We start from the raw sequence: 25,839 nt of genomic DNA, 5'->3' as shown, positions 1-25,839 counted from the left end.
CCGCCGCCGCGGCCCCCGGGGGCCGCCCCCCCCCCCCCCCCTCCCCCCGCGGCCCCCCCCCTGTAACCCACCCCAAACCCCCCCCCCCCCGCCGGGGGGCCCCCCCCCCCCCGGGGCCCCCCACGGGCGTTTCGGCATCCACTTCCGGACCGGAGGCCGTCATTTCCGCTCCCGAAGCGCCCCCGGCGGACGAACCGAAGAAGGTCGTCCGCATCGGGGACCGCGCATTCCAGTCCCTCGCGACCGGGTCCGGGATCTTCGTCGTCGCGCTGATCGCGGCGATCGGGATCTTCCTGCTGATCCGGGCCGTGCCCTCGTTGCAGGCGAACCAGGTGAACTTCCTGTTCAGCCGGGTGTGGGACACCTCCGACCCGAACGAGCTGAGCTTCGGCATCGCCGACCTCGCCTGGGTGACGGTGGCGAGCTCCCTGGTCGCGCTGGTGTTCGCGATGCCCATCGCGTGCGGCATCGCGCTGTTCCTCACCCAGTACGCGCCGCGCTCGCTGGCCCGCCCGTTCGCCTACATCGTCGACCTGCTGGCCGCGGTGCCCTCGGTGATCTACGGCCTGTGGGGCGTGCTGGTGCTGGGGCCGGTGCTCAAGCCGGTCGCGCTCTGGCTGAACCAGAACCTCGGCTGGATCCCGATCTTCGCGGACGGCAACGCGCCCGCCGACGGCGGCATGAACATCTTCACCGCGGGCATCGTGCTCGCCGTGATGATCCTGCCGACCATCACCGGCGTCACCCGCGAAGTGTTCCAGCGGACGCCGAAGGCGCACATCGAAGGTGCCCAGGCGCTCGGCGCCACCCGCTGGGAGGTCGTGCGGACGACGGTGTGGCCGTTCGGCCGCAACGGCTTCATCGGCGGTTCGATGCTCGGCCTCGGCCGCGCGCTCGGCGAGACCGTGGCGCTGACCGTCATCCTCAGCACGGTCAACAGCGGACCGAACTTCAGCCTGTTCGACGTGGGCGCGACGTTCGCCTCGAAGATCGCGCTCGGCTCCGGCGAGTTCAACAACAACATGCAGGTCGGCGCCTACATCTCCGCCGGTCTGGTGCTGTTCGTCATCACCTTCGCGGTGAACGCGCTCGCCCGGTGGATCGAGAGCGCCAGCGGTAAGGGGAAGTCATGACAACGAACGCCGCTGACGTCGAGCGCCCCGCCGCACCCCCGGCGTTCCAGCACCTCGGGTTCGCCCGCAAGTTCAAGAACCACCTCGCGACCACCGTGTTCACCGCGGCGTTCGTGATCGCCGTCATCCCGCTGCTGTGGGTGCTGATCACCCTGCTGCAGCGCGGGCTCGCCCCGGTGCTGAGCAGCACCTGGTGGACGCACTCGTTCAACGGGCTGCTGCCCACCGACTTCGGCGGCGGCATCAACCACGCGCTCGCGGGCACCCTGCTCGAAGGGCTCATCTGCGCGGTCATCTCGGTGCCGCTGGGCGTGCTGGTCGCAATCTACCTGATCGAGTACGGGCAGAACTCGCGGTTCGCGAAGGTCGCCACCTTCATGGTGGACATCCTCAGCGGCCTCCCGTCGATCGTGGCCGGCCTGTTCATCTACGCGCTGTGGATCACCACGTTCGGCTTCAACCGGAGCGGGTTCGCGGTGGCGCTGTCGCTGGTGCTGCTGATGGTGCCGGTGGTCGTGCGCGTCACCGAGACGATGCTGCTGATCGTCCCGGACGAGCTGCGCGAAGCGTCCTACGCGCTGGGCGTGCCCAAGTGGAAGACGATCGTGAAGGTCGTGCTGCCCACCGCGCTGTCCGGCATCCTCACCGGCGTCATGCTCGGGCTCGCGCGCGTGCTGGGCGAGACCGCGCCGCTGCTGATCCTCGTGGGCTACTCCAGCTCGATCAGCTACGACATGTTCGGCGGCGAGCTCGCGTCCCTGCCGCTCACGATCTTCATGGAGCGCGGGACCGGCACCGCCGCCGGCGCCGCCCGCATGTGGGGCGCCGCGCTCACCCTCGTTCTCGTCATCATGCTGATCAACCTCGTGGCGTCGCTGCTGTCGAGGCTGTTCGCCGTCAAGACCAAGTAGGGCGGATCCCATGGCCAAGCGTCTCGACATCAAGGACCTCAACCTGTACTACGGCAAGTTCCACGCCGTGCAGGACGTGACCTTGCAGGTTCCGGCCCGCAGCGTCACCGCGTTCATCGGCCCCTCCGGCTGCGGCAAGTCGACCGTGCTGCGGTCGCTGAACCGCATGCACGAGGTCGTGCCGGGAGCCCGCGTCGACGGCAAGGTGCTGCTCGACGGCGAGGACATCTACGGCGCCCACGTCGACCCGGTGCAGGTGCGCCGCACCATCGGCATGGTCTTCCAGCGGCCCAACCCGTTCCCCACCATGTCCATCCGGGACAACGTCGTGGCCGGGCTGAAGCTCGCCGGGGAGAAGAACAAGAAGCACCTCGACGAGGTCACCGAGCGGGCGCTGCGCGGCGCGAACCTGTGGGAAGAGGTCAAGGACCGGCTGGGCAAGCCCGGCGGGGGCCTCTCCGGCGGTCAGCAGCAGCGGCTCTGCATCGCGCGGGCCATCGCCGTGCAGCCGGACGTGCTGCTGATGGACGAGCCGTGCTCGGCGCTGGACCCGATCTCCACGCTGGCGATCGAGGACCTGATCTCCACGCTGAAGCAGGAGTACACGATCGTCATCGTCACGCACAACATGCAGCAGGCGGCGCGGGTCAGCGACCAGACCGCGTTCTTCAACCTGCGCGCGGTGGGCGAACCCGGCCAGCTCGTCGAGATCGACGAGACCGGGCGGATCTTCTCCAACCCCAGCCAGAAGGCCACCGAGGACTACATCTCCGGCCGCTTCGGCTGAGCGAACCCCGGCACCGGAGCCCGTCCCGCACCGCCGGGGCGGGCTCCGGTCGTGCTCAGGCCTTCCAGTCGTCGGCGACCGCGGAGATGTAGGCGCTGGACTCCTTCGGGGGCAGCGCGATGCCGCAGACCTTCTCGAACGCGGTCAGGTAGTCGCCGGTGTCGGCGGGCTTGTCCAGGAAGCGCGAGCCCGCGGCGTCCCCGACGTGCACGACCTGCGGGTCGGCGTCCGAGGGGAACGAGAACACCGAGATCCGCTCGCCCATCAGCGGGTGCCCGCCGTGCGCGAACGGCAGCACCTGGATGGTCACGTTCCGCCGGTAGCCCATCAGCACCAGGTGCTCCAGCTGCTGGCGCATCACGACCGGCCCGCCGACGCTGCGGCGCAGCGCCGCCTCGTCCAGCACCGCCCACAGCTCCAGCGGTTCCGCGCCGAGCAGCCGCTGCTGGCGGGTGGTGGTGACGGTGAGCCGCTCCTGCCGGTCCGCCTCGGTGGGGGCGTGCAGCTCCGCGTCGAACAGGGCGGTGGAGTACTCGGCGGTGTGCAGCAGTTCCGGGATGGGGTCGGCGCCGAAGCAGCTGACCGCCTTCGCCGCCGTCTCCAGGCCCAGGTGCGTTTCGAAGCCGGGGCGCTGCGCGGTCGTCGGGTACCGCTGCCACCAGCCGCGCTCCTTGGAGCCCTGGGCGAGTTCGATCAGCTCGTCGATCCGGTCACCGGTGATGCCGTAGAACTCGGCCATCAGCCGCACGTCGGAGGTGCGCACCGGCACCCGGCCCAGCTCGATCTGGCTGATCTTGCCCTGCGAGCAGTCCAGGTGGGCGGCGACCTCGCGGTGCGTGCGGCCCGCGGATTCGCGCAGCTTGCGCAGTTCACCGCCGAGGCGCCGGCGGTGCACGGTCGGACTGTTATGCACCCTCGGCCTCCGGTGGGACGGCGGCGAGGGGCGAGGCGTCGGTGCTGGTCACGGCACGACCTTCGCATACTGCATTCGGCCCAACGACTGGTGAGACCGAGTATTAATACGTCGTTTGCCGTTTCGGGTCCTGTTCTCGCAGTTCAGCGGCCCTCCGAACAGCGGCGGACACGACGCGTGACCTGATGGCGTGAAAAGGCCCGCCGAAATCCCCTCGAAAGAGGGACACGGCGGGCCGGTGGGGCGGGCTCGGATCAGCTGGTCGGCATGCTCCCGGTCACGGTGAACACCACCCGGCGGCCGACGGCGACCGCGTGGTCGGCGAACCGCTCGTAGAACCGGCCCAGCAGGGTCACGTCCACCGCCGCGGCCACCCCGTGCGACCACTCGGAGCTCATCATCACGGTGAACAGGTGGCGGTGGAGGTCGTCCACGGCGTCGTCGGCGGCCTCCAGGTCGCGGGCGGCGTCGATGTCGCGGGAGCGGATCACCGCGGCGGCGCGGGCGCACAGGTCCACCGCGACCCGGCCCATCTCGGCGAAGTACTCCTGCACCGGCTCCGGCAGCACCGGCTGCGGGTGCCTGCGGCGGGCCGCCTTCGCGACGTGCAGCGCCAGGTCGCCCATCCGCTCCAGGTCCTCGGCGGCGTGGATCGTGGAGATGACGGTGCGCAGGTCGCCCGCCACGGGCGCCTGCAGGGCGAGCAGGCCGAACGCCTGCTCCTCGGCGCGGGCGCGGGCCTCGTCGACGTGCACGTCCTCCTCGATGACCTGTTCGGCCAGAGTCAGATCGGCCTCCAGTAGCGCCTTCGTGGCGCGCTCCATCGCCGTTCCGACCATGGTCGACATCGAGGCGAGCTCCTCGGCGAGATCGCCGAGCTGTTCCTGGTAGACCTCACGCATGCCGGTCACCTTACTTCCGGGAAGAATCGGACAGGACGCACGCTGGTGAATCACCGGTGAACGGACCATGATGGCCCCGTTCGAGTGGAATCGCAGACGTCACCATTCGATCAGAGCGCGTTCCACCGCAACAAGCGGGAAACGGAGCAAAACGGACAAGTCGGTGCGTGGTGTCAGCCGCACACGTCCGAGCCGGCGTTCACCGTGCTCAGGTCCGACGGCATCTCGGCCTGCTGCCCGCCCGGCGCCCGCACCGGACCGGCGTACGAGGTGCCCAGCTCCAGCCGCAGCTCACCACCGGCCGCGTCGTCCTGCACGGTGGTCGCCCCCGGTACCGAGGACGCCAGCAGCCGGGCCGCGGCCGCGTTCGCCGCGCCGTGGCGGACCACGGTCCGCTCGCTCGTCGCGGACAGCGTCTCCGAACCGGCCACCGGGTAACCCGCCGCACCCAGCTCGTCGGCGGTGCGCCCCGCCAGCCCGTCCCGGCCGGAGGCGTTGACCACCCGCACCGGCACGTCGGACGGCTTGGCCGTGGCGGCGCGGCCGAACGATGCCGAGCCCATCGAAGCGGGGCCGGAGCCGCCCGCGGCCCCCGGCACGCCCGCCTGCCGCGGCGACACCGGAGCGTCCTCGATGATCGCCCGGAACAGCGCGGCGGCCTCGGAGTCGTCCAGTTCCTCCCTGCCCTCGTCGTTCGCGTAACCGGTGGTCGGCACGGTGATGAAGGTGATCTTGCCCGCGTCCATGCCCTGCATCGAGCGACCCAGTTCGAGCAGCTGGTCGGTGCCGACGTTCTCCCCGAAGGTGTTCGCCGCGACCGCGTCCACGAAACCGCCGAGCTTCTGCGGGTCCATCAGCACCTGCCCGGACATCGCCTTGCGCAGCAGCGAGGACAGGAACAGCTGCTGGCGCTGCATCCGGCCGTAGTCCGAGGTCGGGTCGCCCTCCACGTAGCGGGCGCGCACGTAGTTCAGCGCCTGCGTGCCGCTCAGCGTCTGCGGGCCCGCCTCCGGCAGCACCACGCCGAGCTTGCGGTCCACGATCGGGATGGACGAGCAGATGTCCACGCCGTGCATCGCGTCCACCATCGACTTGAAGCCCTGGAAGTCGATGCCCAGGAAGTTCGTGATCGACAGGCCGGACAGCTGCTGCACGACCTTGGTGGTGCACTTCGGCCCGCCGACCGCGTACGCCTCGTTCAGCTTGGTCGCCGGGCGCGGCGCGACCTCCTCGCCGGTGTACTGGCCGGTGTCCGGGTTCCAGCGCTCGCACGACGGGATGTCCACCTGCAGGTCGCGCGGGAAGGACACGACGAGCACGCGGCTCCGGTCCGCCGGGATGTGCGCGATCATCGTCGTGTCGGCGCGGGCGCCGGGCTCGTCGGTGGTGTCGCCGACCCCGTCCGCCTCGGTCGCCCCGGCACGGGTGTCCGAACCGAGCAGCAGGAAGTTCCGGTCCCCGGACTGCTTCGAGATGTCCTTGATCGACGAGGAGTTCGGGTCGAGCGCGGCGATGTCCTTGAACTTCGCGTCCACCCACGCCTTCGCGCTCCAGCCGATGCCGGTCGCGACGAAGATCGTCAGCGCGGCGGCGACCGCGAGGGCCTTGAGGATCCGGATGGTGCGGCGCTTGCGCTGCTCCTTCTTCCAGTCCATCCGGGACGATCCGGCGTCCCGGCCCTCGACGAAGTCGAACGGCATGTCGCGGCCCAGCTCGGGCTCCTTGCGCATGCCGAACAGCCACGAGTACTTCTTGCGCCGCGCGTCCTCCTCGATCGCGATCTCGTCGTGGACCGCGGAGAACCTGGCCAGCGTCGCGTCGATCTGGCGGATCTCGTCGCTGTCGTTCTCGGCGGAGTCCGCGTCGTCCTCGTCCGCTTCCTCGGCGTCGTCGGCGGTGACGGGCGCGACGATCGCGGTCTCGTCCGCGGCCTCGCGCGCCGGGCCGGTCTCCGGGACGCGGGTGACCTTGGTGGCCTCGGCCGGCGGCTTCTCCGGCTCGGCGGGCACCGCGGGGACCACGGCGGTCGCCTCGGGGTCCTCGGCGGCGGGCGACGGTGCGGGGCGGCCGGGCCGTCCCGGGCGGCCGGGGCGCGCGGGTGGCTGCGCGTCGGCGGGCGGGACCTCCCGGCGCCTGCGCGGAGCCTCGGACTCGGCGGTGGGTTCGCCGGAGAGCGCCTTGGCGATGTGGGTGGCCGCGGCGTCCGACGCGGCGCCCAGCGAGCCCGCAGCGGCTTGCTGCGGGTCGGGGCGGCGCCGCGGCGCGTCCTGCGGCCGCTGCGGACGTCCGGGGGCGGGCTGCCTGCCGGTCTGCGGGTGCCCGGGGCGCGCGGGTGGCTGCGCGTCGGCGGGCGGTTCGGCGGAGCGGTGGCCGCCGGTGCGCGGCTCCTGCGGCGGGGGCGGCTGCTGCCCGCGGCCGCCGCGCGCGGCGGGGCCTTGCGGGGCGCGGCCGGGTGCCGACCACTCGGCGGCCTGCGCGTCCTGCGCGGGAGGTTGCTGGGTGGGCGGCTGCTGCGCGGCCGGCGGTTGCTGGGCCGGGGGTTGCTGCGCGGCGGGAGGTTGCTGGGCCGCGGGGGACTGCGGCTGCGCGGCGCGCGACCGGCGTCCGCCACCACCGTCGGGGGGCTCGGGTTCGGCGGCTCGGCGGTGCGAGCCGGTGCCCGCGCCGGGGGCCTTGCCGTGCTTGGACAGGAGGTCGAACACCCGCGTCCCGCCGGTGCCGTCGTCGCCTAACGCGCGGCGGCGCCGCCCGGACTGCTGTTCGGGGGCGTTGTCCTCGTCCGGGCCCCCGTCTTGGTGGGGACTGTGGTGCCCGTGCTGGCCATGCCGGGGGTCCTGCGGCACCCGTGTTCCCTCCCCACCGTCGCAATCGATGGTGTCGTCGTTCGGTATGGGCGTCAGCGGTCGACTCCCCGAAGTCCTATCGCTTAACGCTCCCGAGATAGTACGGCTGATCGCCCGAACTGACGATAGTGGGCGACAATTTCTTCACAATCAGTGCACGATTCGCTGAGAACGTGCGCTGGATCGCCCAACTGTGTTACGCCACTTGACCGGCACATACACCCTGTGTAGGTACCTTCGGTTCCGGCGAGATCGCTCTCAGTAGCCGAGCAGTCTGGCCCCGGCGCGCCGCTCCGCGCCCAGGCCCGCGATGTGGACCTCGCTCGCGGAACGGTAGGCGACGGCGTTGCGGCCCGATTGCTTGGCCGCGTACAGCAGCGCGTCCGCGCCGATGAGCTGCTGCTCGGCGGTCGCGGACGGCGAAGCGTGCTGCCCGGTGTCCGGTTCGTGCGCCATCCCGATGCTCACGGTGACGCGCAGCCCCGGCGCCAGCTGCGACCAGGGGAACCGCTCGATGCGGATCCGCGCCGCCTCGCACACCGCCACCGCGCGGGCCGCGTCGATGGAGGGCAGCACGAGCACGAACTCCTCGCCGCCGTAGCGAGCGCAGAACGAGCCCGACGGCAGCGCCTCCTGCAGCAGGTCCACGACCCGCTGCAGGACCCGATCCCCCAGCAGGTGCCCGTAGGTGTCGTTGACCTGCTTGAACCAGTCCAGGTCGACGAGTCCGACGGCCAGGCCGCCCGGGCCGTCGACGGCGAGCAGGTCGGCGAGGCGTTCGTCGAGGTAGCGCCGGTTGTAGCTGGCGGTGAGGCTGTCGCGGAGGCTCTGCTCGCGGGCTTCGGCATGCTCGCGGCGCAGCCGGTTCACCTCGTGCCGGAGCTGTTCGGGCACGCGCGGCGTGTCCTGGGTGGACAGCAGGTCCAGCGCGGAGCGCAGGTGGTGGTAGGCCTGGCGCCACTGCCCCCGGGACGCCAGCAGCGCGGCGATCGACTCGTGCAGTTCCACCATGCCGCCCTCGTTGGCCAGCTCGTGACGCGTGCGTCGCGGCCCGAGGTCCGGCGGTGGAGCCGGTGCGGGGCACAACGAACGCGCGACGTCCTCGCGCAGAGGTTCGGGTCCGGCGAAGCCGTCGCGCAATCCGGTCATCGCTGTCACCTCCCGTCCGTGGTGTCGTCGGCTCCGGCGGGTCGCTTGAGGCGCCGGGATGCGTGTACTGCGGAATTCGCTCATCCGGCTTACCAGCCTTTGCTCCGAATTGGTGAGTGCGTCTCACGTCGCCGGGCTGCCTTGGTGTGTACCGGCCCTGGCCAACGGGTGGAAGCGAAACGGGATCTCCCCACCCGCACGGACGAACCGAGCCCGATGTGTTTCCCGTCACAGCAGCGCACGTGCCTGTTCTCCGTTCGCGTCATGAGGCACCCCCGGTCGGGCAGGGGGCGAATCCGTGGACCCGCCCGTCGAGCAGCACGAGGTGCTGGGACCCGATCTGCCTGCCGATGATCGTCCCGTCCCGGCGGACCGTTACCTCCACGCCGACGACCCGCACGTCACCGCGCGGCGGTCCCGTCGAGTCCGGTTGGTAGCCGGGGTCCGGCCGCAGCGTGCTCATCGCCGGTTCCAGCTGCACCGTGAGCCCGTCGAGCTCGCAGGTGCGGTCCGCGTAGTCCGGGTGCTGGGTGCGGGTGAAGAAGTCCTGCTGGGCCCGCGCCCCCGCGCGGGCGGCGGCGTCGTTCGCGGCGAAGTAGTCGCGGACCTGCTGCTCCGGGGCCGGTGGCTGCGGCGTGGTGGAGCACCCCGCGAGCGCGCACGCCGCGAGGCACAGCAGAGCGGTCCGCATCGTCGCGTCAGCCGCCGCTGTGGTCGATCTCGGCGCCCGCGGGCACGCACCGGTCCTCGGGGTCGTCCAGCCAGCCCTCGGGGAGCACGACCTTCCCGGCGGAGCCCTGGCGCCCGCGGGGGCCTTCGGCGTCGGCGGGGAACGACACGTCCGGGTCGAGGTCGGCGAGCAGGTCGTCGAGCTCGGCGAGGCTGGACACCAGCCCGAACCGGTGCCGCAGGTCGGAGCCGACGGGGAACCCGCGCAGGTACTGCGCCATGTGCTTGCGCAGGTCGCGGACGCCCTTCTGCTCGCCCATGTGCTCGCTGAGCAGCTCGCCGTGCCTGCGCAGCACCCGCCGCACCTCGCCGAGGTTCGGTCCCGGCGGGATCTCGCGGCCGGTGAACGCGGCCTGCAGGTCGCGGAACAGCCAGGGCCGGCCGAGGCAGCCGCGCCCGACGACGACGCCGTCGCAGCCGGTCTCGGCCATCATCCGCAGCGCGTCGCCGGCGCTGAAGATGTCGCCGTTGCCGAGGACCGGGATGCCGCGCACGGCCTCCTTCAGGCGGGCGATCGTGCTCCAGTCGGCGGTGCCCGAGTAGCGCTGCGCGGCGGTGCGCGCGTGCAGCGCGACGGCGGCGGCGCCGGATTCCTCGGCGATGCGGCCCGCGTCCAGGTAGGTCAGGTGGTCGTCGTCGATGCCGATGCGGAACTTGACGGTCACCGGGATGCCCGCGGGCTCGGCGGCACGCACCGCCGCGGTGACGATGTCCTCGAACAGCCGCCGCTTGTACGGCAGCGCCGAGCCGCCGCCCTTGCGGGTGACCTTCGGGACGGGGCAGCCGAAGTTCATGTCCACGTGGTCGGCGAGGTCCTCGGCCACGATCATCCGCACCGCTTCGCCCATGGTCACCGGGTCGACGCCGTACAGCTGCATCGACCGCGGGTGCTCGTCGGCGTCGAACGTGATCATCTGCATGGTCTGCGGATGCCGCTCCACCAGCGCCCGGCTCGTGATCATCTCGCAAACGTAGAGCCCCGCGCCGTACTCCCGGCACAACCTGCGGAACGCCACGTTCGTGATCCCGGCCATCGGCGCGAGCACCACCGGCGGATCCACCGCGTGCGGCCCGATCCGCAGCGAGTGCGCGGGCGGTTTCTCGGCGGTCGGCACCATCGAATCGAGCACGGTCACGCCTGCCATTGTCCCTGACGCCGAACCCGACCTTCGCGGCCCCGCGCGCCCCCGACGCTCTTCGGCCCACCGCCACACGAGATGACCACGCCCTTGTACGCTGACCCCGCGGGGCGTTAGCTCAACTGGCAGAGCAACGGACTTTTAATCCGTGGGTTCTGGGTTCGATCCCCAGGCGCCCCACCATCCCGCCTGGTCGCAGGCTCGTGGAGTCCCGCTAGTGAGCCGGGTTGCCAACTAATTGCCAACTTCGCCGGTGCGCCCGTCGGAGTCCACGAACGCCAGCGCCTCGGCACTCGCCCGGGACTGCTGTCCGCGGCCGAAGTAGACGTCCTGGGTCATCGAGACCCGGGAGTGCCCGAGCAGGTCGGCCACCTGGCGAGCGGTGAGCCCCGCCTCATCGAGCAGCGTCGCCACGGTCTTGCGCATGGTGTGGAAGGTGACCCACTCGTAGCCCGCCCGCTTGCGGAACGGGATCCACGTCCGGTTGCCCACGTTCGACGAGTTCAGGTAGCCGCCCTGGGTGTTGATGAAGATCGGCTTCGCCGGGTCGACGTCGCCGAGCTGTTCGGCTCGTTCCGAGAGCATCCGTACCGCCCAGTCGGGCAAGGCGATGTCTCGCGCCGAACCGTCGCTCTTGCCGTCGTTGCGGCGAGTGCCCCGACCACGTGACCTGATCAGGTTGCCGCTCATCCGCAGCTTCTTGGCCGCCGGGTCGAAGTCCTCCCAGTGCGCGCCCAACGCCTCACCGATGCGTTCGCCGGTGGCGATGAAGAACCGCACCAGGTCGGGCAGGTCGCGCCGTTTTGCTTCCTCGTCGGCGTCGAGCTTGCCGAGCAGGTCCCGCAGCTCCTCCTTGGTCAGCGCCCGAGGCTTCTTGCGCTTGACCTTGGCGCGGCGTTCGGACAGAGCTGCGATGCCCTTGGTGGGGTTGTTCTCCACCGCACCCGCCTGCATCGCGAAGGTCATGATGTTGCTGATCACGGCCTTGACCGACTTGGCGAGGGTCAGGCTATGCGCCTTGAGCTTGCGCTGGCACAGGTTGCTGACCGCTGGCGTCTTCACCTCGAACAGCCGGAAGTTCTGGAACTCGGGCTTCACGTGGTTCTGGTAGACGTTCTCGTAGGTGTCCAGCGTGGTCAGCGAGTAGATGCCGTTCTCCGCATCGGTGCGGAGCTGACTGATCCACTGCTCGGCGGCTTCACCGAACGAGGAGGACGCGGTCAGCTCCGAACCAGGAGCCGCCGGGGGAGCGAGGTTGTTGATCGCGTCCCGGACCGCTTGCTTCGCCTTCTCCTTGGTCTTGCCACGGCGCCGCACGTCCACGTAGTCGCCGTCCTGTCGCCGGTACCAGACCCGAGCCGAATAGGACTTGCCGACCGGCTTGACCTTGATCTCTCCCATGCTGCCCAGCGGCAGCGGCAGCCGACCGGACATCAGATGACCCCCTCGGGGAGTGCGTCGTACCAGGTTTCGACGTCTTCGGGTCGGTAGCGGACGTGTTTGCCGACGCGTTTGCCGGTGGGGCCGGTGCCTCGGGTGCGCCATTGGTAGACGGTGCCGACCGGGACGCCGAGGTAGTCGGCCACGTCTTGGGGTCCCCAGAGCTTCTTCATGGCTGTTCAGTCCTTTCGTTCGGTGGTGTGCCGGTGTTTGCGGGTGTCGCGGCGTCGTTGGGCGATGCCTTCGGCGATGTCGCGTTCCTCGGGGGTGCGGTGTCCGACTGAGGTCATGTCCCAGTGGTTGACCACGGTCACCGCGTCTTCGGTGACGCCGAGTTCGTCGAGGGCGGCTTCGAGGCGGAAGCGCTGCCGGTCGCCGCGGATCTGCTTGAACGTCGTCGAGTACGCCTTGGACTTGCTGAGGAAGTGGCCGCGGAAGGCGAGCATGTGGCACCAGCGCCGCAGGTTGATCTCGTCGAGTTCGTCGAGGGCGCCGAGGCGCCAGGCGGTGCGCATGAGCTGCTTGTAGTGGGCGTTGATCCGGAGTTGTTCGATGTGTGCGTCGGAGCGGATCGGCCGGTCCGCCGCCTCGGACTTCCCGGTGCCCTTCGTGGCGTACTTGGCGACGTAGGAGGACAGGCGGTCGTCGGTGATCTCGCCGTCGCCGTCCTCGAAGTCCGGGGCGTTCGCGGGCTTGATGGTGCGGACGTCGATCTGCCGACCCCAGGAGAGTTCGTGCGCCCGCCCGTCGACTTTGGGTGTGGTGATGCGGACTTGTGCGTGGGCGGCGTGGATGGCGGCGGTGAGCAGGTCCGGGCTGGCCCAGGCGGGTGCCTGGTCGGTGGCTCCGGCGGGGCCGTCGAGGCGGATCACGGCGTGGAAATGGATCGCTCCGCGTCGCTGGTATTCGGCGACCTTGGCATAGGAGAGCCGGGCGTGGTCGGCGAAGTCGCGGACCCGGATTCCGGCCGCGCGGGCGAGGTGGCGGCGCAGTGCGATGACGAAGCGGTGCCAGAGCTTCCCGGCGTAGGCGTTGAACAGGACGTGCCCGGTGTAGTCGTACTTGGTGGGGAAGCGGGGCTGCCCGTCGTCGCGAACCGGACCGAACGACGGGGCGGTCAACGTGAGGAACACCCGAGGCCGTTCGGTGACGTGCTCGGGGACGCCCTTGGTTCCGCCGGAGAGCCCGGCTCGCAGGAGGTGGAAGGCGTCGGCGGCGTACCGGTCGGAGCACGCGGCACAGATGCTCTCGCGGCGGTTCCCGCAGGGCACCATCACGTGCCCGCCCTTGTGAGCGAGGACCTGGTTCGTGGTGTTGTCGGTGACGGTCCACGCGCCGGTCATGCGGACCGGGTGGGTGCATCCGCCGGTGGCCTCGACCTGGTCGCGCCAGCGGCCGTAGTCGGTGGCCTGAACGCGTCGTTGGTAGCGGTCCACGACCGCCGCAGCAGTTGGCACCATCAGGACTGGTTCCCTTTCCGGACATGCAGAAGGCGGAGCCCCACCGGGGTTGTTCGGTGGTGGTGCTCCGCCTTCGCAGGGGTTGTGCTTGTTCAGTTGTGGCAACGGAAAACGGTCCGTTGCGAGTGAGTTCGGGTCAGGTGGTGATGAGGTCGGCGTGGATCGCGGTCGCCATCGCGTCGGGCACCTTCACCACCTGTTGCACGTCCGCCGGGGCGAAACCCCGGCCCTCTTCGGCGGCCTGGTCCCGGGCGCGCTTGAGCGCGTCGACGACGTGTACGGGAAGCCGCGGACCCCGCTTCACCGGCTCAGTACCCGACGGCGACGAAGACGGCGCAGGTTCCGGGGGTGCAGGCGCGTCGGGCACGTCCTGAGCGGGGGCCGGCCTCGGGTCCGGATCGGTGGTGTCCGCAGGTGAGCAAGGCGCTTCAGCCTCGGCGTAGCCCTGCATCACGACCTGGCGGGACCGGGCCTGGATCACCGGGATCACCTCGGCCAAGCCGTAGACCACCACCGGGATGATCAGGTGCACGGCCAGCGACCCGAGTTGGAATCGATCCGGGTGCAGCTGCGGGACGACGTTCATGAACAACGTCGTGCCCAGCAGGACCCGCTTGATCCGTGTCCACCAGTGGTGCCCGGGTTCGACGCCGTGGGCGAGGATGACGGCTTCGAAGTTGAGCAGCAGAATCAGCAGACCGGCGAACATCGGTTCCACCGTCCAGGCGGCCCACCACACCGGATCATCAGTGCCCGCGTCCCCGGCGAGGAACGCCTGAACCCCGGTAGTCGTGAACGACAGTCCGAGTGCGAGGAAGAACCACAACCCCGCCACCGTCCGCCGCCGGGTGCGCTCCATCGCGACAGCGATCAAGTCCGGGTCGAGTGAGAGCGGGCGGAGCCGTTTGGACTCGGCGATGCGTTCACCCAGCCGCTCCACCCGCCGAGTCCGACCCGACCCCCGATCAACATCCCTGCGAAACGGCCACATCACGCCCCTCCTTCCCTATTCCTCAGTCGTCGTGGCGATCAGGGACTTCACGCCCTGCACGATCAGCGCCAGCACCAGCAGCGCCAGAAGCCCGGCGGCGGGACCGGCCAGCGCCCACACGAGCGCCACCAGGCCCAGCGCGAGCAATCCGGCCAGGACGAGCGCGGCCAGGGAACGCAGGGTGAGAACTACGTGGAACACGGCAAATCTCCTTTCACAGCAGTAAAAACGGGTCAGGCGGCGTCGTGGTCTTCGTCGTCGCCGTCGAAGAAGTCGATGGATTCGATGTCGGCCTCGGTGGCCTCGGCGATCGCGCTGCGCCGAGATGCCGGGGGTTGCTCGCGGCGCAGCGGGGTGATGGTGGAGCCGGTGCAGTAGGCGACCAGGGCGGCGATGTCGTCATCGCTGGTGAACGCGGCCCGGACCCGCAGCGGTTCGCGGCGCCCGTCGTGCTTGACGTAGCCGACGCCCGGCATGATCTCCGGAATCTGATCCGCCAGTGCCCCGCGGTCGCGGACCCCCTCACCCAAGGTCATGTCCACGTACGAGGCCTCATCGAGGCGAAGCGCGATCTTGGTCGGGAACAGCCCGCGCATCGGCACGGTGTCCTTGTGCGGCTCCTGCACGGCCCCCACGACCCGGCCGAGGACCGCCCGGTACTGGGTCAGGGCCTTGCCGAGCAAGGGTTCGAATTCGCGGGCGATGTCGCGGGTGCAGTACTGCGTCATCGCGGCCAGCTCATCCACGATCAGCACGTCCATCGGCGTCGCAGGCGAGGCCGTCGCGGTGCGCACGCCTTGGCGGCCGAGGTCTTCCTTCCGGGCGTCCAAGGTCTCGACGTACTCGTGCATCAGTTCCAGGCCGGTTTCGTCGCTGTCGGCGAAGCGGTGGAACATCTCCCGCCCGGCGCCGAACTCCATCCCGCCCTTCGGGTCGATCACCCACAACCGCACCGAGCCCGCCCGCACCATCGGGGCGAGCTGCCGGATCAGGCCCCACAACCACGAGCCCTTCCCCGAACCCGTCGCCCCGGCCAACAGGACGTGCAGACCGCGGAGGAGGTCGAGGGCGAAGTCCCGGCCGTACTCGGTCCGCCCGATCACCAACCGCCCCAAGTCGACGGATTCCGGCGACTCCGGCAACGGCGGCAGCGGGACGGGCATCTCATCGAACGGTTCCCGAATCTGGAAATCCAGACTGATCACACCGGGCTTGAGCGTGCGGACGGTGGCCCGCCGAGCCCGGTAGGCGTTCGCCAGCCGTTCCAGCACCGCTTCGAAGTCGCCGGGTTCCTGGGTCTTGACCATCCGGATCCGCACGTGGTCCCAGCACCACGACGACGACACCCGCAGCACCTTCGGCGCCCACGCCCGTCCACGGTGATCAGTGACCACGAGACCGGCCCGGTAGGCGAGGTCGAACCACTGGCGCTGGTAGACCACCCACCGTCTCCACCACGCCCGCAACAACCGGCCCGCGAACCGGTCGAACGTCGGCCGATCCAGCAAGCACCAGGAAGCACCGGCGACCACGGCGACACCGGCGGCACTGAGCACCACCAGGTAGCCCAGCCACACCACCGACGCACCCAGCACGACCGTGCTCGTCATCGAACGCGGATGCCGCGCCACCCACCTTCCCGCCGCCCGTGCCGGAGTCGTTCCCACCGCTACCCGTGTGTCCGTCATGAATCTGCTCCCCGAAAGAAAACGGGGTGCCGGACTCCGATATGGAATCCGGCACCCCGGTGCCGACATGTTCGTGTTTGCTAGCTGCGGCGCTCGGCCATCTCCAACTGGGCGATCACCTCACCCACAGCGGTTTTCACCGCACGCAATTCGGACGCCACTTCCTTCGGCGTCCCGAATTTACGCAACACGCGGTTCATCGCGGCCATCGAGGAATCGATCCGCCGCACCGTCCCGTACACGCTCTCGCCCCGCGTCATCACTTGTATCCCTTCGCCACCACAGCACCACCGTGCTCGGCCAGCGCATCCCGCAACCGCGTCAACGCCACCTGCGCCCGCTGCGCCACGTCCTCGATGTCCGCGAACCGGCGTGCGTCGACGATGTCGTCTTCCAGAAACGCCACCCGGCCCAAGTCCTGGCCCAGCTCATCGACGAACCGGGCCAACACCTCCAACCGCGTCACCGCCGCCGACGCCGGACCCACCCGCTTCAACGCCTGCTCCATCGCCATCAACAACCACCCCTTCTCTTCTCACTCGCCGTCGTCGACGAGATGCCACCGGCCGCCCACGCAGCCGGAACCGTCAAACCGGAACTCCCGATCAAAACGAACCCGCATCATGTGGTCCTCTCGACATGGACAAGGCCATGAAGACCCCCGAGCCAACTCGGGGGCCAACAAAGCCCCACCGACACGCACATTCGTGCCGGAAAAAGGCATAGTTCGGCCCACTATGGAATTCACCAAAGAACGAACAGCCCACGAACACGGCTTGAGAAAAACTTCAGAAAGAGACCGTCACGCCCAGACGGGCGGAGATCAGACCTGCGGCGTCATACCCGCCGCGCGGTAGGCCAGCCCGGAGGCGTAGCGGCCGTTGCGCTCGGTCTGCCACGGCGACACCGTCGCATCGATCAGCTGCACGTAGGTGCCTTCCTCGAACCCTTCGCCGGGGTCGGCGGTCAGGGTCACCTTGATCTCCTCGCCCTTCTCCGCGAACTGCCCCTCCACCGGGCGCTTCTTCGCGAACAGCGACACCACGAAGTGCTGAACGCCCGAGCGGTCCGTCACGACCTCCTCCACGCCGTTGTCGTTCTCCCGCATCTTCAACGCCGGAGACTCGGTCACCATCAGCTTGTAGCCCTGCAAGTTCACCGGGATGTTCCGCATCTCTGCCTCCACGCAGTTGAATCGTTTACCCCCCTAAACCCTTGGGCTGACCGAAGCCGCCACCATGTTGAGGGGGTCTAAACACAAGCTAAGCGCTTCCGCGAGAGCTGTCAAGGGGGTCTAAACTGGCGGCATGACGACGCGGGACGAGTTCGAGGCGGTCCGCCGGGAGGCCGACCCCATCCGGCGAGGTCTGCGCGCCACCGAGCTGATCACCACCTACCAGCAGCGCGCGGCCGAGCTGGCACGCCTGCGCAAGGCCGCGATCGAGGAAGCTCACCGCGATCTCGACATGAGCTACACCGAGATCGCGACGGCTCTGGGGATCACGAAGGGCCGCGTGAGCCAAGTGAAGAAGGACGCCGCCGGTCCCGAACGGGTGGTCTTCGGGGTCGGCCCGGTCAGCATCGGCATCCCCTACCGCTACCAGGTGACAGACCGCGAGCGCCCGTTGATCGCCGCTGAGGACTCCGCGACGCAGGCCCGGTTCGAGGACCTACTGACGGCGATGCGGTTCGCCGTAGACAAGTTCCACATCGGTCCCGAGACCGAAGAACTCCCCGCCGGTGACGCCTTGGTGGTCTGCGGCCCGAAATCCGCCCCGGTCGCGGCTGCACTGCTGGCCGAGGACGAGCGCGCCGGGCTGGTCAAGGACGGCGGACGCTGGTGGTTCGAGCACCGGCCGACCGGCGAGCGCTACGGCTCCCCCGCCGACGACGAGGACCCGCAGTCCGCGGATCTCGCCTACGTCGCCCGGCACCGCTACGACGACCGCGTGATCGTGCACGTCGCCGGAATCCACGCGATCGGATCGCTGGGAGCGGCCCACTACCTGACCGCGAACCTGCCGGAGCTGTTCGGCCAGGTCGGCGACGTCTCGTTCAGCCTGGCGGTCCGCTGCACCTACGACGGCCTGAGCATCACCGGCAGCGAGCTCGCCGCCGGCCCCTACGTCTGGTGATCGCGATGCGCATCGAAACGGCCCAGCTGCCCGACTACGCCGACAGCGACGACAAGATCCTGACCACCGAGAACGCGGTGATCGTGCTCGACGGCGCCTCGGCGTTCCGCCCGGTCCCGGTGCCCGCCAGCCGATACGCGGCCACCCTCGGCGAAGCCCTCCAGCTCAGGTTGAGCCAGGAGCCCGCCGCGGACCTGCGCGCGATCCTGTCCGAGTCGATCCGAGCGGCAGCCGACGTGCTGGAACTGACGCCGGGCGACTCGCCGTCGAGCACGGTCGCGATCGTGCGCCGCAACGGCGACCAGGTGGACGCACTCGTCCTCGGCGACAGCCCGATCATCACGCCAGCCGGGGTCTTCGAGGACCCCAGGCTCGACGACCTGGAACTTCCCGAACGACGCGCCTACCGGGAACGGCTGCGGTCCGGCGCGGGCTACGACGAGCACCACCGCACCATGTTGCGAGAACTCCAGGACGCCCAAGCTGAACGGCGGAACCTCGACGGCGGCTACTGGATCGCCGAAGCCGACCCGACCGCAGCCGCCCATGCGTTGGTGCGGACATCGAGCGTCCGCGAAACCCCGTGGTGCGTGCTGGCCACCGACGGCGCGTTCAACACCATGACCCACACCGGCACCGACGAGTGGACCAGGGTGGCCGGGATGGACTCAGCGGACCTGTTCGCCGAACTCGAACGCTGCCAGGCATGGGAAACCCACGTCGACCCCGACGGCACCGACTTCCCGCGCGCGAAGCGCCACGACGACAAGGCCATCGCTGCCGTCCGCTGGAACGACTGAGCCTCAGCCGTCGCCGGAATCGGCGCGGAGCTTGCGGATCTGCTCCCGCACTTCCACGACGTCCCACCGGTAGTGCCCGCCGAGCGTGGTTTCCGTTGGCGTCAGCAACCCGGAACTCACGTAGCGCGCCACCGTGCGCGGGCTGATCCCCAGCTCCCGCGCCAGTTCGCCCGTGGTCACCAGACGAGGTCTCGTCACGACATGGACTGTCGCAGTTGACTCGTTTACCCACCTAACAGCAGACTCGTTTGATACGTTCGGCTTGATTGTCTCGATTGGCGCTATGAGGTGGGTGCGATGTCCGACAGATCCCGATCACTAGCCGTGCTGCTGCGCCAGGCGCAATGGGCACTCGACGAAGCCGCCTTCGACATCGGCGCAGGACGAGCCACAACCGAACAGCGCGAACAGCTCGCGTCGGCGTTGATTGCACTCGCTCGGGCGCTCCACGGAGACGAGCGGCCGCTGATCATCGACGTCCGTGGGTGACGGCCCCGTGATTCCGATCCAGCCCGCAGACGGCAACGAGCCCACCCCGGACGAGGTGCCCTTAGTCCCCGAGCAGGCCACCGGCCCGGACGCCGAAACAGCCCGCTGGGACGACGTCGAAGCCGTCCGCCATGAACCCGACCCGGTCCGTCAAGCAGCCCGAGCCACCGAGCTGATCAACGAATGCGGCCGACGAGTCACCGAACTTGCAGCACTGCGCCGCACCGCGATCGAACGAGCCCACCACGACTACGGCCTCACCTACGCCGACGTCGCCGACTTCCTCGGCATCACCCGAGGCCGCATCGCCCAAATCCGCAACGGCCGCACCGACAACTGACCTACGGGCAGGAGGCATCGTGGGCGCACACCGAACCAGACCCACCGGGTACATCACCGCGTGGCGGGGAGAACTCTTCCCCGCGGCACTGCCAGAGCTCACAAGTTCGCGCGCTGCGTCTGAAGCATCACGAGCCCGAGCCTGGGCGACTCCGAGCGTCCTACTGTTGCGCCGCGTCATCGACAAGCTCCACGAGCTCTAGCTCCAGGCCAGCACCCCAGAGCGCTCGTGTTCAGAGTTTCTTTTCTTCATCAAGGGCGGCCCCTGCGGGGCCCCCTGCCAGCTGTATGCGAGTCCCGGCCAAGCCGGGGGCCACCGGGCGTGCGGCTGGCGCCGGTCCCGGCGACCCCCAGCGTCCGGGACGCAGAAGGAAGGCAGGCGGCCAGGAACCACGCAGGGGCCGCAAGCGTGAAGAACGCTTGCCGACGCCGCCTCTGATGTTGCTCGCGTTGGCATTTCCACACAACAGTGCTGGGCACGTTGACAAAGTGGTCAGCTTGCCACTTGCTGTAGGGCAACGGTAGCTCGCCGCTCGTAGTAGCTCGCCTGGCTGGACTTCCGTTAAACCCCCAAAATGCAAGCAATGAGACGTTAGAATAGCCGCATGCAGATTGCACATTTGGTGCTTGATTATATGAATACCTTACTTTGGCCCGCAGTGGCCGTGTTTGGGATAGCAGTGTTTCGACGTGCGATAAAAGGGAAGATACCAAGCCTGTCTGAAATTGCCGCCGGAAGTTTTTCGGCAACGTTTGACACATCGACCGAAGAGGCCGCATCCATGGCGGGCGACGAAAATGCGGAGAGCCCCAAGGGAATAACTATTGATCAATTCACTCGAATTACCGCGAAGGGCTACGCGGAAGCTAGAACTATCGGGGAAAGCTTACGAGAAGGGCGACCGGTACTGCTCGACCTTACGGAAGTTTCCGAAGCTGATGCCAAAAGGCTCGTTGACTTCTGCGCAGGAGCAGCCTTCTTGTCATTTGGGAGCATGGAAAAGGTGACAAATAGGCTATTTATTGTAACGTCGTCTGTTCAATACTCCGCCTAGATACCGCGCGGCGACCCGACCCGGCGAGCAGTGCCGGGCGTGACGTCGACTTAGCGACGCCACGCCCGGCAAGGATAGTTATGATCGCTTAATTGCATGTTCGGCAAGTATTTTGAGCGTTGCTGAATTAATGGACCCTGTAAGTGGCTCAGCTTCGGCGACGAGGAGCTCCGCGCCTTTCCTGCTAGAGGCGTAGTGCTGTCCCGTGAACGACACGTTATTTCCTATGTAAGTGTCGGCGGCGAGTGTGTTTACGTTGCCGGAGTCATTTCGGTCAGTTAGGCCTTTAAGGGAGGTTGCTCCTTCGGAGCTGGCCATCTTGATGTGAGACGTTGCGATTAATGCCGAGTTTCCTTGGTGGTCCTCAGCTTTAAGGAGATCTCGGTGGAGGGCGGCGCAGTCATGCTCCTCGAAGAATTTCTGCACCTGTCCGTAAGAGTGAGAATCGCAAGTGGATTCGTCGGAGCTGGAAATTCGGCTGACTGTGAGTCCAGCCGTGCTCCACGCTGGCATGTCGCCGCCCGGCGCGTCTGGATTGCTGTACCCCCATCCGGCCAGTGCCAAGATGATTAAGGCGCCAATGGCGATACCGAAACCGCTAGCGGGTGGGCCATTAGTCCGGGTGGCCCGGGCGCCACGAGAAGGATTGCGGCGAGGGTGTCCACGTACTTGGGTACCGTCTTTTTTGGTGTATGGCTCGATATAAGGCACGTTGCTCCTTTGCAGGCGTCCGATGGCACCGCCGCCCTGGGGCACGCAGGGTGACGGTGCACGTGGCGAGAGTCGGAGTGCGGTGTTGCCTTATGCGGCGACGGCGTGCCAGTGCGCTGTGTACTTGGCGGCCTCTGCGGTCAGGAGTGCGTCGAGGTCGGCACGGTTGGTGTTGCGGCGAAGCTTGAAGGAACTGCCGCGTCGAACATCGAGGACGACCGGCGAAGCACCGACCAAGAGGGCTGGCATTTCTCGTTCGAGCACCCGAAGGATGGGGTTCGCTGCATCGGGTGTGAGGGCAGCTTCCTTGAGGTAGGGAAGGACGGCCTCGGTCTTCCCGCTGGAGTGGCGCAGGCCTAGGAGGTTGTGGAGCGTGACGTCCAGGTCGCCGGCTCGCCAGGCACCTGCGGTGACTTTGACGCCGGTGGCGTTGACCTTGCGCGACCACTTGCTGAACCCGCGTTCGAGCTCGACGAAGTGCAAGTACTGGGTGACGTTGGCGCGGTCGATGGCCTTGGAGAACTCTTGTTGCGGTGTCACGGAGTTGAGCGCGCGACGCAGGGCGACCCGGATCGGGTCGTAGAAGTAGCTGGCCTTGCGGTCGGGGTCGAGGTGCATCTTGCGCTGATCTTTGACGATCTTGATGCATCCCCGGGGAGTGCTGTGCATGTAGTCGAGGAACGACACTGCGCTGATCCGAACAGGACTCACAGAGCTCCTACCTCTCGCGAGGAGGTAGCAGGCCAGCCATGAGAGTGAAGTTGACTACAGGCCCTTGCCAACTCACGCCCACTCACCCTAGTGTCGTAGTTGCGAACATGACGTAGGATGCTGGACTACACCTCACTTACTACTTGTCAGGCGCGAGCTTAACCCATGCGATAGCAGCTGCGCCAGTAACACCAGAGTGATCTATATCACTCTGGTGTTTCCTTTTTGGACGGTCGGTGGTATGTCGGCTTGGCTGTGGGCAGGCAGCGCGGCAGCCTATGCCGCTGTGGCGCGTGCGGTCGTCTGTAGCGGGCGTGGCCGCACTCCAAGGCCCGGGGGTTGCCAAAGAAGCGCCAATAATCGACCGCCAACGACGTCACACGACGACAGGTGACCATGTGCTTGGCGGCGGTGTTCACACAGGTGACCGACTATGTCGTCGGGTGACGGCAGACGTCAATGATCACGGAAGCCAGAACCGTGGGTTCTGGGTTCGATCCCCAGGCGCCCCACCATCCCGCCTGGTCAGAGCGTCGTTCGGTTCCCGGATCAAGATCGCATCCACACAGAACCCACACGAAACCAGTTTGACTCTTTAGCGAAGGCTGCTTCGAGCGCCGTCGCCGCGTCCCGGCTGACCGTCTTCCGAGCCATGTAGACGTCCTGGGTCATCGACACCCGGGAGTGCCCGAGCAGGCCCGCCCCTGACGCGGTGAGCCCCGGGGCAAGAGCCCGATGCGGTGAGGGGAGACCGACCGCGTCGCGTGCGCACGGATCCTGATCGGACGCCGAGTCGGCCGGAGTCGTCGGGGACGTCGTTATGCTGCGGGGATGGAGCAGCGGGTGAGCCTGGTCACGCTCGGGGTGGACGATCTGGGACGGGCGAAAGCGTTCTACGAGCGGCTCGGGTGGCGCGGGCAGGAGCTCAGCGAAACCGTGTTCTTCCAGACCGGCGGCAGCGCGTTCGTGCTGTGGGGTCGGGAGGCGCTCGCGCGGGACTGCGGGCTGCCGGTGGATCGCGGGTTCGGCGGCGTCTGCCTCGCGCACAACGCCCGGTCCGCGGCCGAGGTCGACGAGATCGTCGCGGCCGCCGAGGCGGCCGGCGCTCTGGTGACCAGGCGTCCCGCTGAGACGTTCTACGGCGGCTACGCGGGCGTGTTCACCGACCCGGACGGGCACCCGTGGGAGATCGCGCACAACCCGGATTTCCCGCTCGCCGCCGACGGTTCCCTCACCGTCCCGGACCTCGGCGCCCAGTAGCCGAGTGCTTCCGCAAGAGCGCGGGCGACGGGCGGAACCACCGGCGCCCGACCGCGACGTGCACCGCGGACAGCACGACGAGCACCAGCGGCAGCAGCAGGTAGCCGACGAGTCCGGCGGTGAACTCGCCCGACGTGCCGCCCACGTCCGGCGACGTCCCAGTGATCATCACCAGGTCGAAGGCGGCGAACCCGCCGTTCACCAGCGTGCCCGCGAAGAACACCACCAGAACCCGGCGGGCCTGCCCGGCGATCGTCGTGTTCAACCCGCCCTGCACCAGGTAGCCGCGCCCGGCGACGACCACGATCGAGGACCCGGTTCTGCGGGTAGATCCCACTCGTCTTCCTCGTTCAGGATCCAGCGGTCGTGTCCCATGGCCCGGTGGCCGTACCCAGTGATCGGTCGTGGTGGGTCGGGTTCCGGATCAGCGGCGGTTGAGGAGGGCTTCGGCCGCTGCTCGGGCGTGGTGGGCCGGGGCCGGGGTGCCGGTGATCGCGGCGGTGGTGATGGCGCCTTCGACGAGGACGTTGAGCTGTTCGGCCAGCGCGCCGGCCCGCGCCTCGCCGGCGTCGGTGAGGAGCGTGGCGAGGTACCGCTGCACCTCGGTCTTGTGCTCGCGGACGACGGCGGCGACGGCGGGGCTGGTGGCGCCGAGCTCGCCGAAGGAGTTCAGGAACGCGCAGCCGTGGAAACCCGGTTCGGAGAACCACTCGTGCAGCCAGTCGAAGACGGCGAGCACCTGTTCGGCGCCTCGGGCGCGGGTGGTGACGGAGCGGGCGAGGGAGTCGCGCCACCGCCCGTCGCGGCGCCGCAGGTAGCCGACGACGAGCTGTTCCTTCGAGGGGAAGCACTGGTAGAGCCGTTTGAGCGAGACGCCGGAGGCGGCGCGGATCTCGTCCATGCCGACGGCCTGCACGCCGCGCGCGTAGAACAGCTCCTCGGCGGCGTCGAGTAGCCGGGTGGTGGCGGTGCGCTGGTCCATCGGTCTGCTCCCTGGCGTGGAGAACGTGCGTTCTCTAGATTAGCAGCGCGGAGAACGCACGTTCTCCAGCGTGCGAGAGGAGAGCACCATGACCGGACGTCCCCCGTACCCGCCGTTCGGCGCGGACACCGCGGCGCAGAAGGTGCAGGCCGCAGAGGACGCGTGGAACACCACCGACCCGGAGGCGGTCGCGCTCGCCTACACCGAGGACTCGGTGTGGCGGAACCGGGACCGGTTCGTCACCGGCCGGGCGGAGATCGTCGAGTTCCTGCGGGAGAAGTGGCGCCGCGAGCTGGACTACGCGCTGCGCAAGGAGCTGTGGGCGTTCACCGCGGACCGCATCGCGGTGCGGTTCCAGTACGAGTGCCGGGACGCGGACGGCCGCTGGTGGCGCTCGTACGGCAACGAGCTGTGGGAGTTCGCGCCGGACGGGCTGATGCGCCGCCGCGAGGCCAGCATCAACGACCTCGCGATCGACGAATCGCAGCGGCGGATCTTCGGCCCGCGCCCGGCCGAGCAGCGCGGGGTGCCGTTCCCGCTGCGGTGACCGCGGTCGTCGTCATCCGCGCGCGATGACGGCTCGGACCAGCGGTTCCGGGTCGTCGTCCGCTCCTCGCGCCGTGCGGCCCAGGTCGAGCAGGTCGTCGAGCGGCGCGGTGATCCGCCCGGTCGTCCCCGGACGGCTCATCCTCGGATCACCCTGCGGTGAGCATCCATGACCGCGGCGGGCCGGTGGTCCGAGGCTCGCGGCGTCCGCATTCCGTACATGTACAGTGGTTCGTACATGTACGGAAACCGGTCGCCGGGCCGGTGCGCACGGGAGGTGCGACGTGACGTCCCAGACCGCTCGCCAGCGGGTCCGCGGTGAACTGCGGCAGGAGATCCTCGACGCCGCCGAGCGGCTCATCCGGGACGAGGGCTTCCCCGGGCTCACCATGCGCAAGCTCGCCGGGCGCCTCGGTTGCGCGCCCATGTCGCTGTACTCGTACTTCGCGGACAAGCAGGCGATCCTGCGCGCGCTGGCCACCCAGGGCTTCGAACGCGTCGCCGCCGACCTCGCCGGCACCGGCGGGCAGGGCGGCGTCGACGGGCTCCGCGCGCGGGTGGGCGCGGTAGTGGGGGCCCCCCCGGGCCCCCCCGGGGGCCCCCCCCCGGGGGGGGCCCCCCCCCCCATGTGTCAACCCCCCCCCCCCCCGCGAACCGGGTAGATCACCGAGAACGCACCGCCGTATCCGAAGGCGCGTTCCGGAGTATCGGTGCGCGGCCGCACGT

31 protein-coding genes and 1 tRNA gene are annotated in these 25,839 nt (G+C 68.8%); 12 read left to right on the top strand and 20 right to left on the bottom strand.

The window, feature by feature from the left end; translation table 11 throughout:
* The first annotated feature begins 161 nt into the window (after positions 1–161).
* The 3 genes from pstC to pstB are packed head-to-tail and all read left to right on the top strand — an operon-like array spanning position 162 to position 2,831.
* Positions 162–1,133: a phosphate ABC transporter permease subunit PstC gene (gene pstC / locus LCD35_RS12245; protein WP_224957988.1), complete on the top strand. Its 972-nt coding sequence runs from the start codon at positions 162–164 to the stop codon at positions 1,131–1,133.
* Positions 1,130–2,044: a phosphate ABC transporter permease PstA gene (gene pstA, locus LCD35_RS12240; RefSeq protein WP_225044218.1), complete on the top strand. Its 915-nt coding sequence runs from the start codon at positions 1,130–1,132 to the stop codon at positions 2,042–2,044. The genes pstC and pstA overlap by 4 nt, the downstream gene beginning before the upstream one ends.
* A gap of 10 nt (positions 2,045–2,054) precedes the next feature.
* Positions 2,055–2,831 (top strand): phosphate ABC transporter ATP-binding protein PstB, encoded by a 777-nt coding sequence (gene pstB, locus LCD35_RS12235; protein ID WP_224957985.1) that lies wholly within the window; start codon positions 2,055–2,057, stop codon positions 2,829–2,831.
* A 55-nt stretch (positions 2,832–2,886) separates the two neighbouring features.
* On the opposite strand, the gene LCD35_RS12230 is transcribed toward pstB, so the two are convergent.
* From LCD35_RS12230 to dusB, 6 genes are all read right to left on the bottom strand, one after another.
* Positions 2,887–3,726, bottom strand: a complete 840-nt coding sequence (locus LCD35_RS12230; RefSeq protein WP_224957984.1) for a helix-turn-helix transcriptional regulator — start codon at positions 3,724–3,726, stop codon at positions 2,887–2,889.
* Positions 3,727–3,998: 272 nt separating this feature from the next.
* Complete coding sequence (gene phoU, locus LCD35_RS12225; RefSeq protein ID WP_224957982.1) at positions 3,999–4,646, bottom strand: phosphate signaling complex protein PhoU; 648 nt, start codon at positions 4,644–4,646, stop codon at positions 3,999–4,001.
* 173 nt (positions 4,647–4,819) lie between these two features.
* The gene (locus tag LCD35_RS30455) at positions 4,820–7,489 is read right to left on the bottom strand and encodes an LCP family protein (protein ID WP_225044217.1); all 2,670 of its coding nucleotides are present in this window, start codon (positions 7,487–7,489) and stop codon (positions 4,820–4,822) included.
* A gap of 258 nt (positions 7,490–7,747) precedes the next feature.
* Positions 7,748–8,638, bottom strand: a complete 891-nt coding sequence (locus LCD35_RS12215) for a GGDEF domain-containing protein (protein ID WP_224958555.1) — start codon at positions 8,636–8,638, stop codon at positions 7,748–7,750.
* A gap of 262 nt (positions 8,639–8,900) precedes the next feature.
* A complete protein-coding gene (locus LCD35_RS12210; RefSeq protein ID WP_224958554.1) occupies positions 8,901–9,329 on the bottom strand; it encodes a hypothetical protein in 429 nt (142 codons plus the stop codon).
* 7 nt (positions 9,330–9,336) lie between these two features.
* Positions 9,337–10,485 (bottom strand): tRNA dihydrouridine synthase DusB, encoded by a 1,149-nt coding sequence (gene dusB, locus LCD35_RS12205; RefSeq protein ID WP_224958561.1) that lies wholly within the window; start codon positions 10,483–10,485, stop codon positions 9,337–9,339.
* A gap of 128 nt (positions 10,486–10,613) precedes the next feature.
* Here dusB and LCD35_RS12200 point away from each other — a divergent pair.
* Positions 10,614–10,689 (top strand) — tRNA-Lys (locus LCD35_RS12200).
* Between the two features lie 51 nt (positions 10,690–10,740).
* On the opposite strand, the gene LCD35_RS12195 is transcribed toward LCD35_RS12200, so the two are convergent.
* The 9 genes from LCD35_RS12195 to LCD35_RS12155 form a co-directional block, all read right to left on the bottom strand.
* Positions 10,741–11,940, bottom strand: a complete 1,200-nt coding sequence (locus LCD35_RS12195) for a site-specific integrase (protein WP_224966608.1) — start codon at positions 11,938–11,940, stop codon at positions 10,741–10,743.
* Positions 11,940–12,119: an AlpA family transcriptional regulator gene (locus tag LCD35_RS12190; RefSeq protein WP_225044216.1), complete on the bottom strand. Its 180-nt coding sequence runs from the start codon at positions 12,117–12,119 to the stop codon at positions 11,940–11,942. Before LCD35_RS12190 ends, LCD35_RS12195 begins: the two co-directional genes overlap by 1 nt.
* Positions 12,120–12,125: 6 nt before the next feature.
* Positions 12,126–13,406 (bottom strand): replication initiator, encoded by a 1,281-nt coding sequence (locus LCD35_RS12185; protein WP_225044215.1) that lies wholly within the window; start codon positions 13,404–13,406, stop codon positions 12,126–12,128.
* Positions 13,407–13,542: 136 nt separating this feature from the next.
* Positions 13,543–14,346: a hypothetical protein gene (locus tag LCD35_RS12180; protein ID WP_225044214.1), complete on the bottom strand. Its 804-nt coding sequence runs from the start codon at positions 14,344–14,346 to the stop codon at positions 13,543–13,545.
* A 66-nt stretch (positions 14,347–14,412) separates the two neighbouring features.
* Positions 14,413–14,598, bottom strand: coding sequence for a hypothetical protein (locus LCD35_RS12175; RefSeq protein WP_225044213.1), 186 nt, complete (start codon positions 14,596–14,598; stop codon positions 14,413–14,415).
* A gap of 32 nt (positions 14,599–14,630) precedes the next feature.
* Positions 14,631–16,007 (bottom strand): FtsK/SpoIIIE domain-containing protein, encoded by a 1,377-nt coding sequence (locus tag LCD35_RS12170; protein ID WP_225044212.1) that lies wholly within the window; start codon positions 16,005–16,007, stop codon positions 14,631–14,633.
* Positions 16,008–16,165: 158 nt separating this feature from the next.
* Positions 16,166–16,345, bottom strand: a complete 180-nt coding sequence (locus LCD35_RS12165; protein ID WP_184482103.1) for a hypothetical protein — start codon at positions 16,343–16,345, stop codon at positions 16,166–16,168.
* Positions 16,345–16,599, bottom strand: a complete 255-nt coding sequence (locus LCD35_RS12160; RefSeq protein WP_225044211.1) for a hypothetical protein — start codon at positions 16,597–16,599, stop codon at positions 16,345–16,347. Before LCD35_RS12160 ends, LCD35_RS12165 begins: the two co-directional genes overlap by 1 nt.
* Before the next feature lie 309 nt (positions 16,600–16,908).
* Complete coding sequence (locus LCD35_RS12155; protein WP_225044210.1) at positions 16,909–17,259, bottom strand: hypothetical protein; 351 nt, start codon at positions 17,257–17,259, stop codon at positions 16,909–16,911.
* 133 nt (positions 17,260–17,392) lie between these two features.
* On the opposite strand from LCD35_RS12155, the gene LCD35_RS12150 reads away from it, so the two are divergent.
* Both LCD35_RS12150 and LCD35_RS12145 read left to right on the top strand, forming a co-directional pair.
* The gene (locus LCD35_RS12150) at positions 17,393–18,220 is read left to right on the top strand and encodes a hypothetical protein (RefSeq protein ID WP_225044209.1); all 828 of its coding nucleotides are present in this window, start codon (positions 17,393–17,395) and stop codon (positions 18,218–18,220) included.
* A 5-nt stretch (positions 18,221–18,225) separates the two neighbouring features.
* The gene (locus LCD35_RS12145; RefSeq protein ID WP_225044208.1) at positions 18,226–19,020 is read left to right on the top strand and encodes a protein phosphatase 2C domain-containing protein; all 795 of its coding nucleotides are present in this window, start codon (positions 18,226–18,228) and stop codon (positions 19,018–19,020) included.
* A 3-nt stretch (positions 19,021–19,023) separates the two neighbouring features.
* On the opposite strand, the gene LCD35_RS12140 is transcribed toward LCD35_RS12145, so the two are convergent.
* Complete coding sequence (locus LCD35_RS12140; RefSeq protein ID WP_224966619.1) at positions 19,024–19,218, bottom strand: MerR family DNA-binding transcriptional regulator; 195 nt, start codon at positions 19,216–19,218, stop codon at positions 19,024–19,026.
* A gap of 99 nt (positions 19,219–19,317) precedes the next feature.
* Between LCD35_RS12140 and LCD35_RS12135 the strand changes: the two genes are divergently transcribed.
* The 3 genes from LCD35_RS12135 (at position 19,318) to LCD35_RS30720 (ending at position 20,903) form a co-directional block, all read left to right on the top strand.
* Entirely contained in the window at positions 19,318–19,509 is a 192-nt protein-coding gene (locus LCD35_RS12135; protein WP_224966620.1) for a hypothetical protein, read from the top strand.
* Positions 19,502–19,849 carry a helix-turn-helix transcriptional regulator gene (locus LCD35_RS12130; protein WP_225044207.1) on the top strand — a complete coding sequence of 116 codons (348 nt, stop codon included), beginning with the start codon at positions 19,502–19,504 and terminating at the stop codon, positions 19,847–19,849. The genes LCD35_RS12135 and LCD35_RS12130 overlap by 8 nt, the downstream gene beginning before the upstream one ends.
* Before the next feature lie 604 nt (positions 19,850–20,453).
* On the top strand, positions 20,454–20,903 hold the full coding sequence (locus LCD35_RS30720; protein WP_374108070.1) for a cell division protein SepF: 450 nt from the start codon (positions 20,454–20,456) through the stop codon (positions 20,901–20,903).
* 801 nt (positions 20,904–21,704) lie between these two features.
* Here LCD35_RS30720 and LCD35_RS12120 read toward each other — a convergent pair.
* Positions 21,705–22,301: a hypothetical protein gene (locus tag LCD35_RS12120; RefSeq protein WP_224966622.1), complete on the bottom strand. Its 597-nt coding sequence runs from the start codon at positions 22,299–22,301 to the stop codon at positions 21,705–21,707.
* A gap of 855 nt (positions 22,302–23,156) precedes the next feature.
* Here LCD35_RS12120 and LCD35_RS12115 point away from each other — a divergent pair.
* Entirely contained in the window at positions 23,157–23,585 is a 429-nt protein-coding gene (locus LCD35_RS12115; RefSeq protein WP_225044206.1) for a VOC family protein, read from the top strand.
* On the opposite strand, the gene LCD35_RS12110 is transcribed toward LCD35_RS12115, so the two are convergent.
* Together LCD35_RS12110 and LCD35_RS12105 are read right to left on the bottom strand one after the other, a co-directional pair.
* Entirely contained in the window at positions 23,557–23,922 is a 366-nt protein-coding gene (locus LCD35_RS12110; RefSeq protein WP_224958552.1) for a hypothetical protein, read from the bottom strand. The two genes, LCD35_RS12115 and LCD35_RS12110, sit on opposite strands and share 29 nt — an antisense overlap.
* Before the next feature lie 87 nt (positions 23,923–24,009).
* The gene (locus tag LCD35_RS12105; RefSeq protein WP_224958551.1) at positions 24,010–24,567 is read right to left on the bottom strand and encodes a TetR/AcrR family transcriptional regulator; all 558 of its coding nucleotides are present in this window, start codon (positions 24,565–24,567) and stop codon (positions 24,010–24,012) included.
* An 88-nt stretch (positions 24,568–24,655) separates the two neighbouring features.
* On the opposite strand from LCD35_RS12105, the gene LCD35_RS12100 reads away from it, so the two are divergent.
* Entirely contained in the window at positions 24,656–25,114 is a 459-nt protein-coding gene (locus tag LCD35_RS12100; protein WP_224958550.1) for a nuclear transport factor 2 family protein, read from the top strand.
* A gap of 12 nt (positions 25,115–25,126) precedes the next feature.
* Here LCD35_RS12100 and LCD35_RS29910 read toward each other — a convergent pair whose 3' ends face one another.
* On the bottom strand, positions 25,127–25,255 hold the full coding sequence (locus LCD35_RS29910; RefSeq protein ID WP_255614775.1) for a hypothetical protein: 129 nt from the start codon (positions 25,253–25,255) through the stop codon (positions 25,127–25,129).
* Between the two features lie 142 nt (positions 25,256–25,397).
* Here LCD35_RS29910 and LCD35_RS12095 point away from each other — a divergent pair, with 142 nt between their 5' ends.
* A complete protein-coding gene (locus LCD35_RS12095) occupies positions 25,398–25,775 on the top strand; it encodes a TetR/AcrR family transcriptional regulator (protein WP_225044205.1) in 378 nt (125 codons plus the stop codon).
* Positions 25,776–25,839: the final 64 nt, after the last annotated feature.

Source organism: Saccharopolyspora sp. 6V (assembly GCF_020176785.1).
Classification (GTDB): Bacteria; Actinomycetota; Actinomycetes; order Mycobacteriales; family Pseudonocardiaceae; genus Saccharopolyspora_C; species Saccharopolyspora_C gregorii.
Note: the sequence above shows the minus strand (reverse complement) of the source record. Positions and strands in the feature narration are given on the sequence as shown.

Excerpts from the sequence above, each read along its gene's own strand:
- pstA (WP_225044218.1), top strand. The coding sequence starts at position 1,130 with ATGACAACGAACGCCGCTGACGTCGAGCGCCCCGCCGCACCCCCGGCG.
- pstB (WP_224957985.1), top strand. The coding sequence starts at position 2,055 with ATGGCCAAGCGTCTCGACATCAAGGACCTCAACCTGTACTACGGCAAG.
- phoU (WP_224957982.1), bottom strand. The coding sequence starts at position 4,646 with ATGCGTGAGGTCTACCAGGAACAGCTCGGCGATCTCGCCGAGGAGCTC.
- LCD35_RS12215 (WP_224958555.1), bottom strand. The coding sequence starts at position 8,638 with ATGACCGGATTGCGCGACGGCTTCGCCGGACCCGAACCTCTGCGCGAG.
- LCD35_RS12210 (WP_224958554.1), bottom strand. The coding sequence starts at position 9,329 with ATGCGGACCGCTCTGCTGTGCCTCGCGGCGTGCGCGCTCGCGGGGTGC.
- dusB (WP_224958561.1), bottom strand. The coding sequence starts at position 10,485 with ATGGTGCCGACCGCCGAGAAACCGCCCGCGCACTCGCTGCGGATCGGG.
- LCD35_RS12195 (WP_224966608.1), bottom strand. The coding sequence starts at position 11,940 with ATGTCCGGTCGGCTGCCGCTGCCGCTGGGCAGCATGGGAGAGATCAAG.
- LCD35_RS12190 (WP_225044216.1), bottom strand. The coding sequence starts at position 12,119 with ATGAAGAAGCTCTGGGGACCCCAAGACGTGGCCGACTACCTCGGCGTC.
- LCD35_RS12185 (WP_225044215.1), bottom strand. The coding sequence starts at position 13,406 with ATGGTGCCAACTGCTGCGGCGGTCGTGGACCGCTACCAACGACGCGTT.
- LCD35_RS12170 (WP_225044212.1), bottom strand. The coding sequence starts at position 16,007 with ATGACGAGCACGGTCGTGCTGGGTGCGTCGGTGGTGTGGCTGGGCTAC.
- LCD35_RS12165 (WP_184482103.1), bottom strand. The coding sequence starts at position 16,345 with ATGACGCGGGGCGAGAGCGTGTACGGGACGGTGCGGCGGATCGATTCC.
- LCD35_RS12160 (WP_225044211.1), bottom strand. The coding sequence starts at position 16,599 with ATGGCGATGGAGCAGGCGTTGAAGCGGGTGGGTCCGGCGTCGGCGGCG.
- LCD35_RS12155 (WP_225044210.1), bottom strand. The coding sequence starts at position 17,259 with ATGCGGAACATCCCGGTGAACTTGCAGGGCTACAAGCTGATGGTGACC.
- LCD35_RS12150 (WP_225044209.1), top strand. The coding sequence starts at position 17,393 with ATGACGACGCGGGACGAGTTCGAGGCGGTCCGCCGGGAGGCCGACCCC.
- LCD35_RS12145 (WP_225044208.1), top strand. The coding sequence starts at position 18,226 with ATGCGCATCGAAACGGCCCAGCTGCCCGACTACGCCGACAGCGACGAC.
- LCD35_RS12135 (WP_224966620.1), top strand. The coding sequence starts at position 19,318 with ATGTCCGACAGATCCCGATCACTAGCCGTGCTGCTGCGCCAGGCGCAA.
- LCD35_RS30720 (WP_374108070.1), top strand. The coding sequence starts at position 20,454 with ATGCAGATTGCACATTTGGTGCTTGATTATATGAATACCTTACTTTGG.
- LCD35_RS12115 (WP_225044206.1), top strand. The coding sequence starts at position 23,157 with ATGGAGCAGCGGGTGAGCCTGGTCACGCTCGGGGTGGACGATCTGGGA.
- LCD35_RS12105 (WP_224958551.1), bottom strand. The coding sequence starts at position 24,567 with ATGGACCAGCGCACCGCCACCACCCGGCTACTCGACGCCGCCGAGGAG.
- LCD35_RS12100 (WP_224958550.1), top strand. The coding sequence starts at position 24,656 with ATGACCGGACGTCCCCCGTACCCGCCGTTCGGCGCGGACACCGCGGCG.
- LCD35_RS29910 (WP_255614775.1), bottom strand. The coding sequence starts at position 25,255 with ATGAGCCGTCCGGGGACGACCGGGCGGATCACCGCGCCGCTCGACGAC.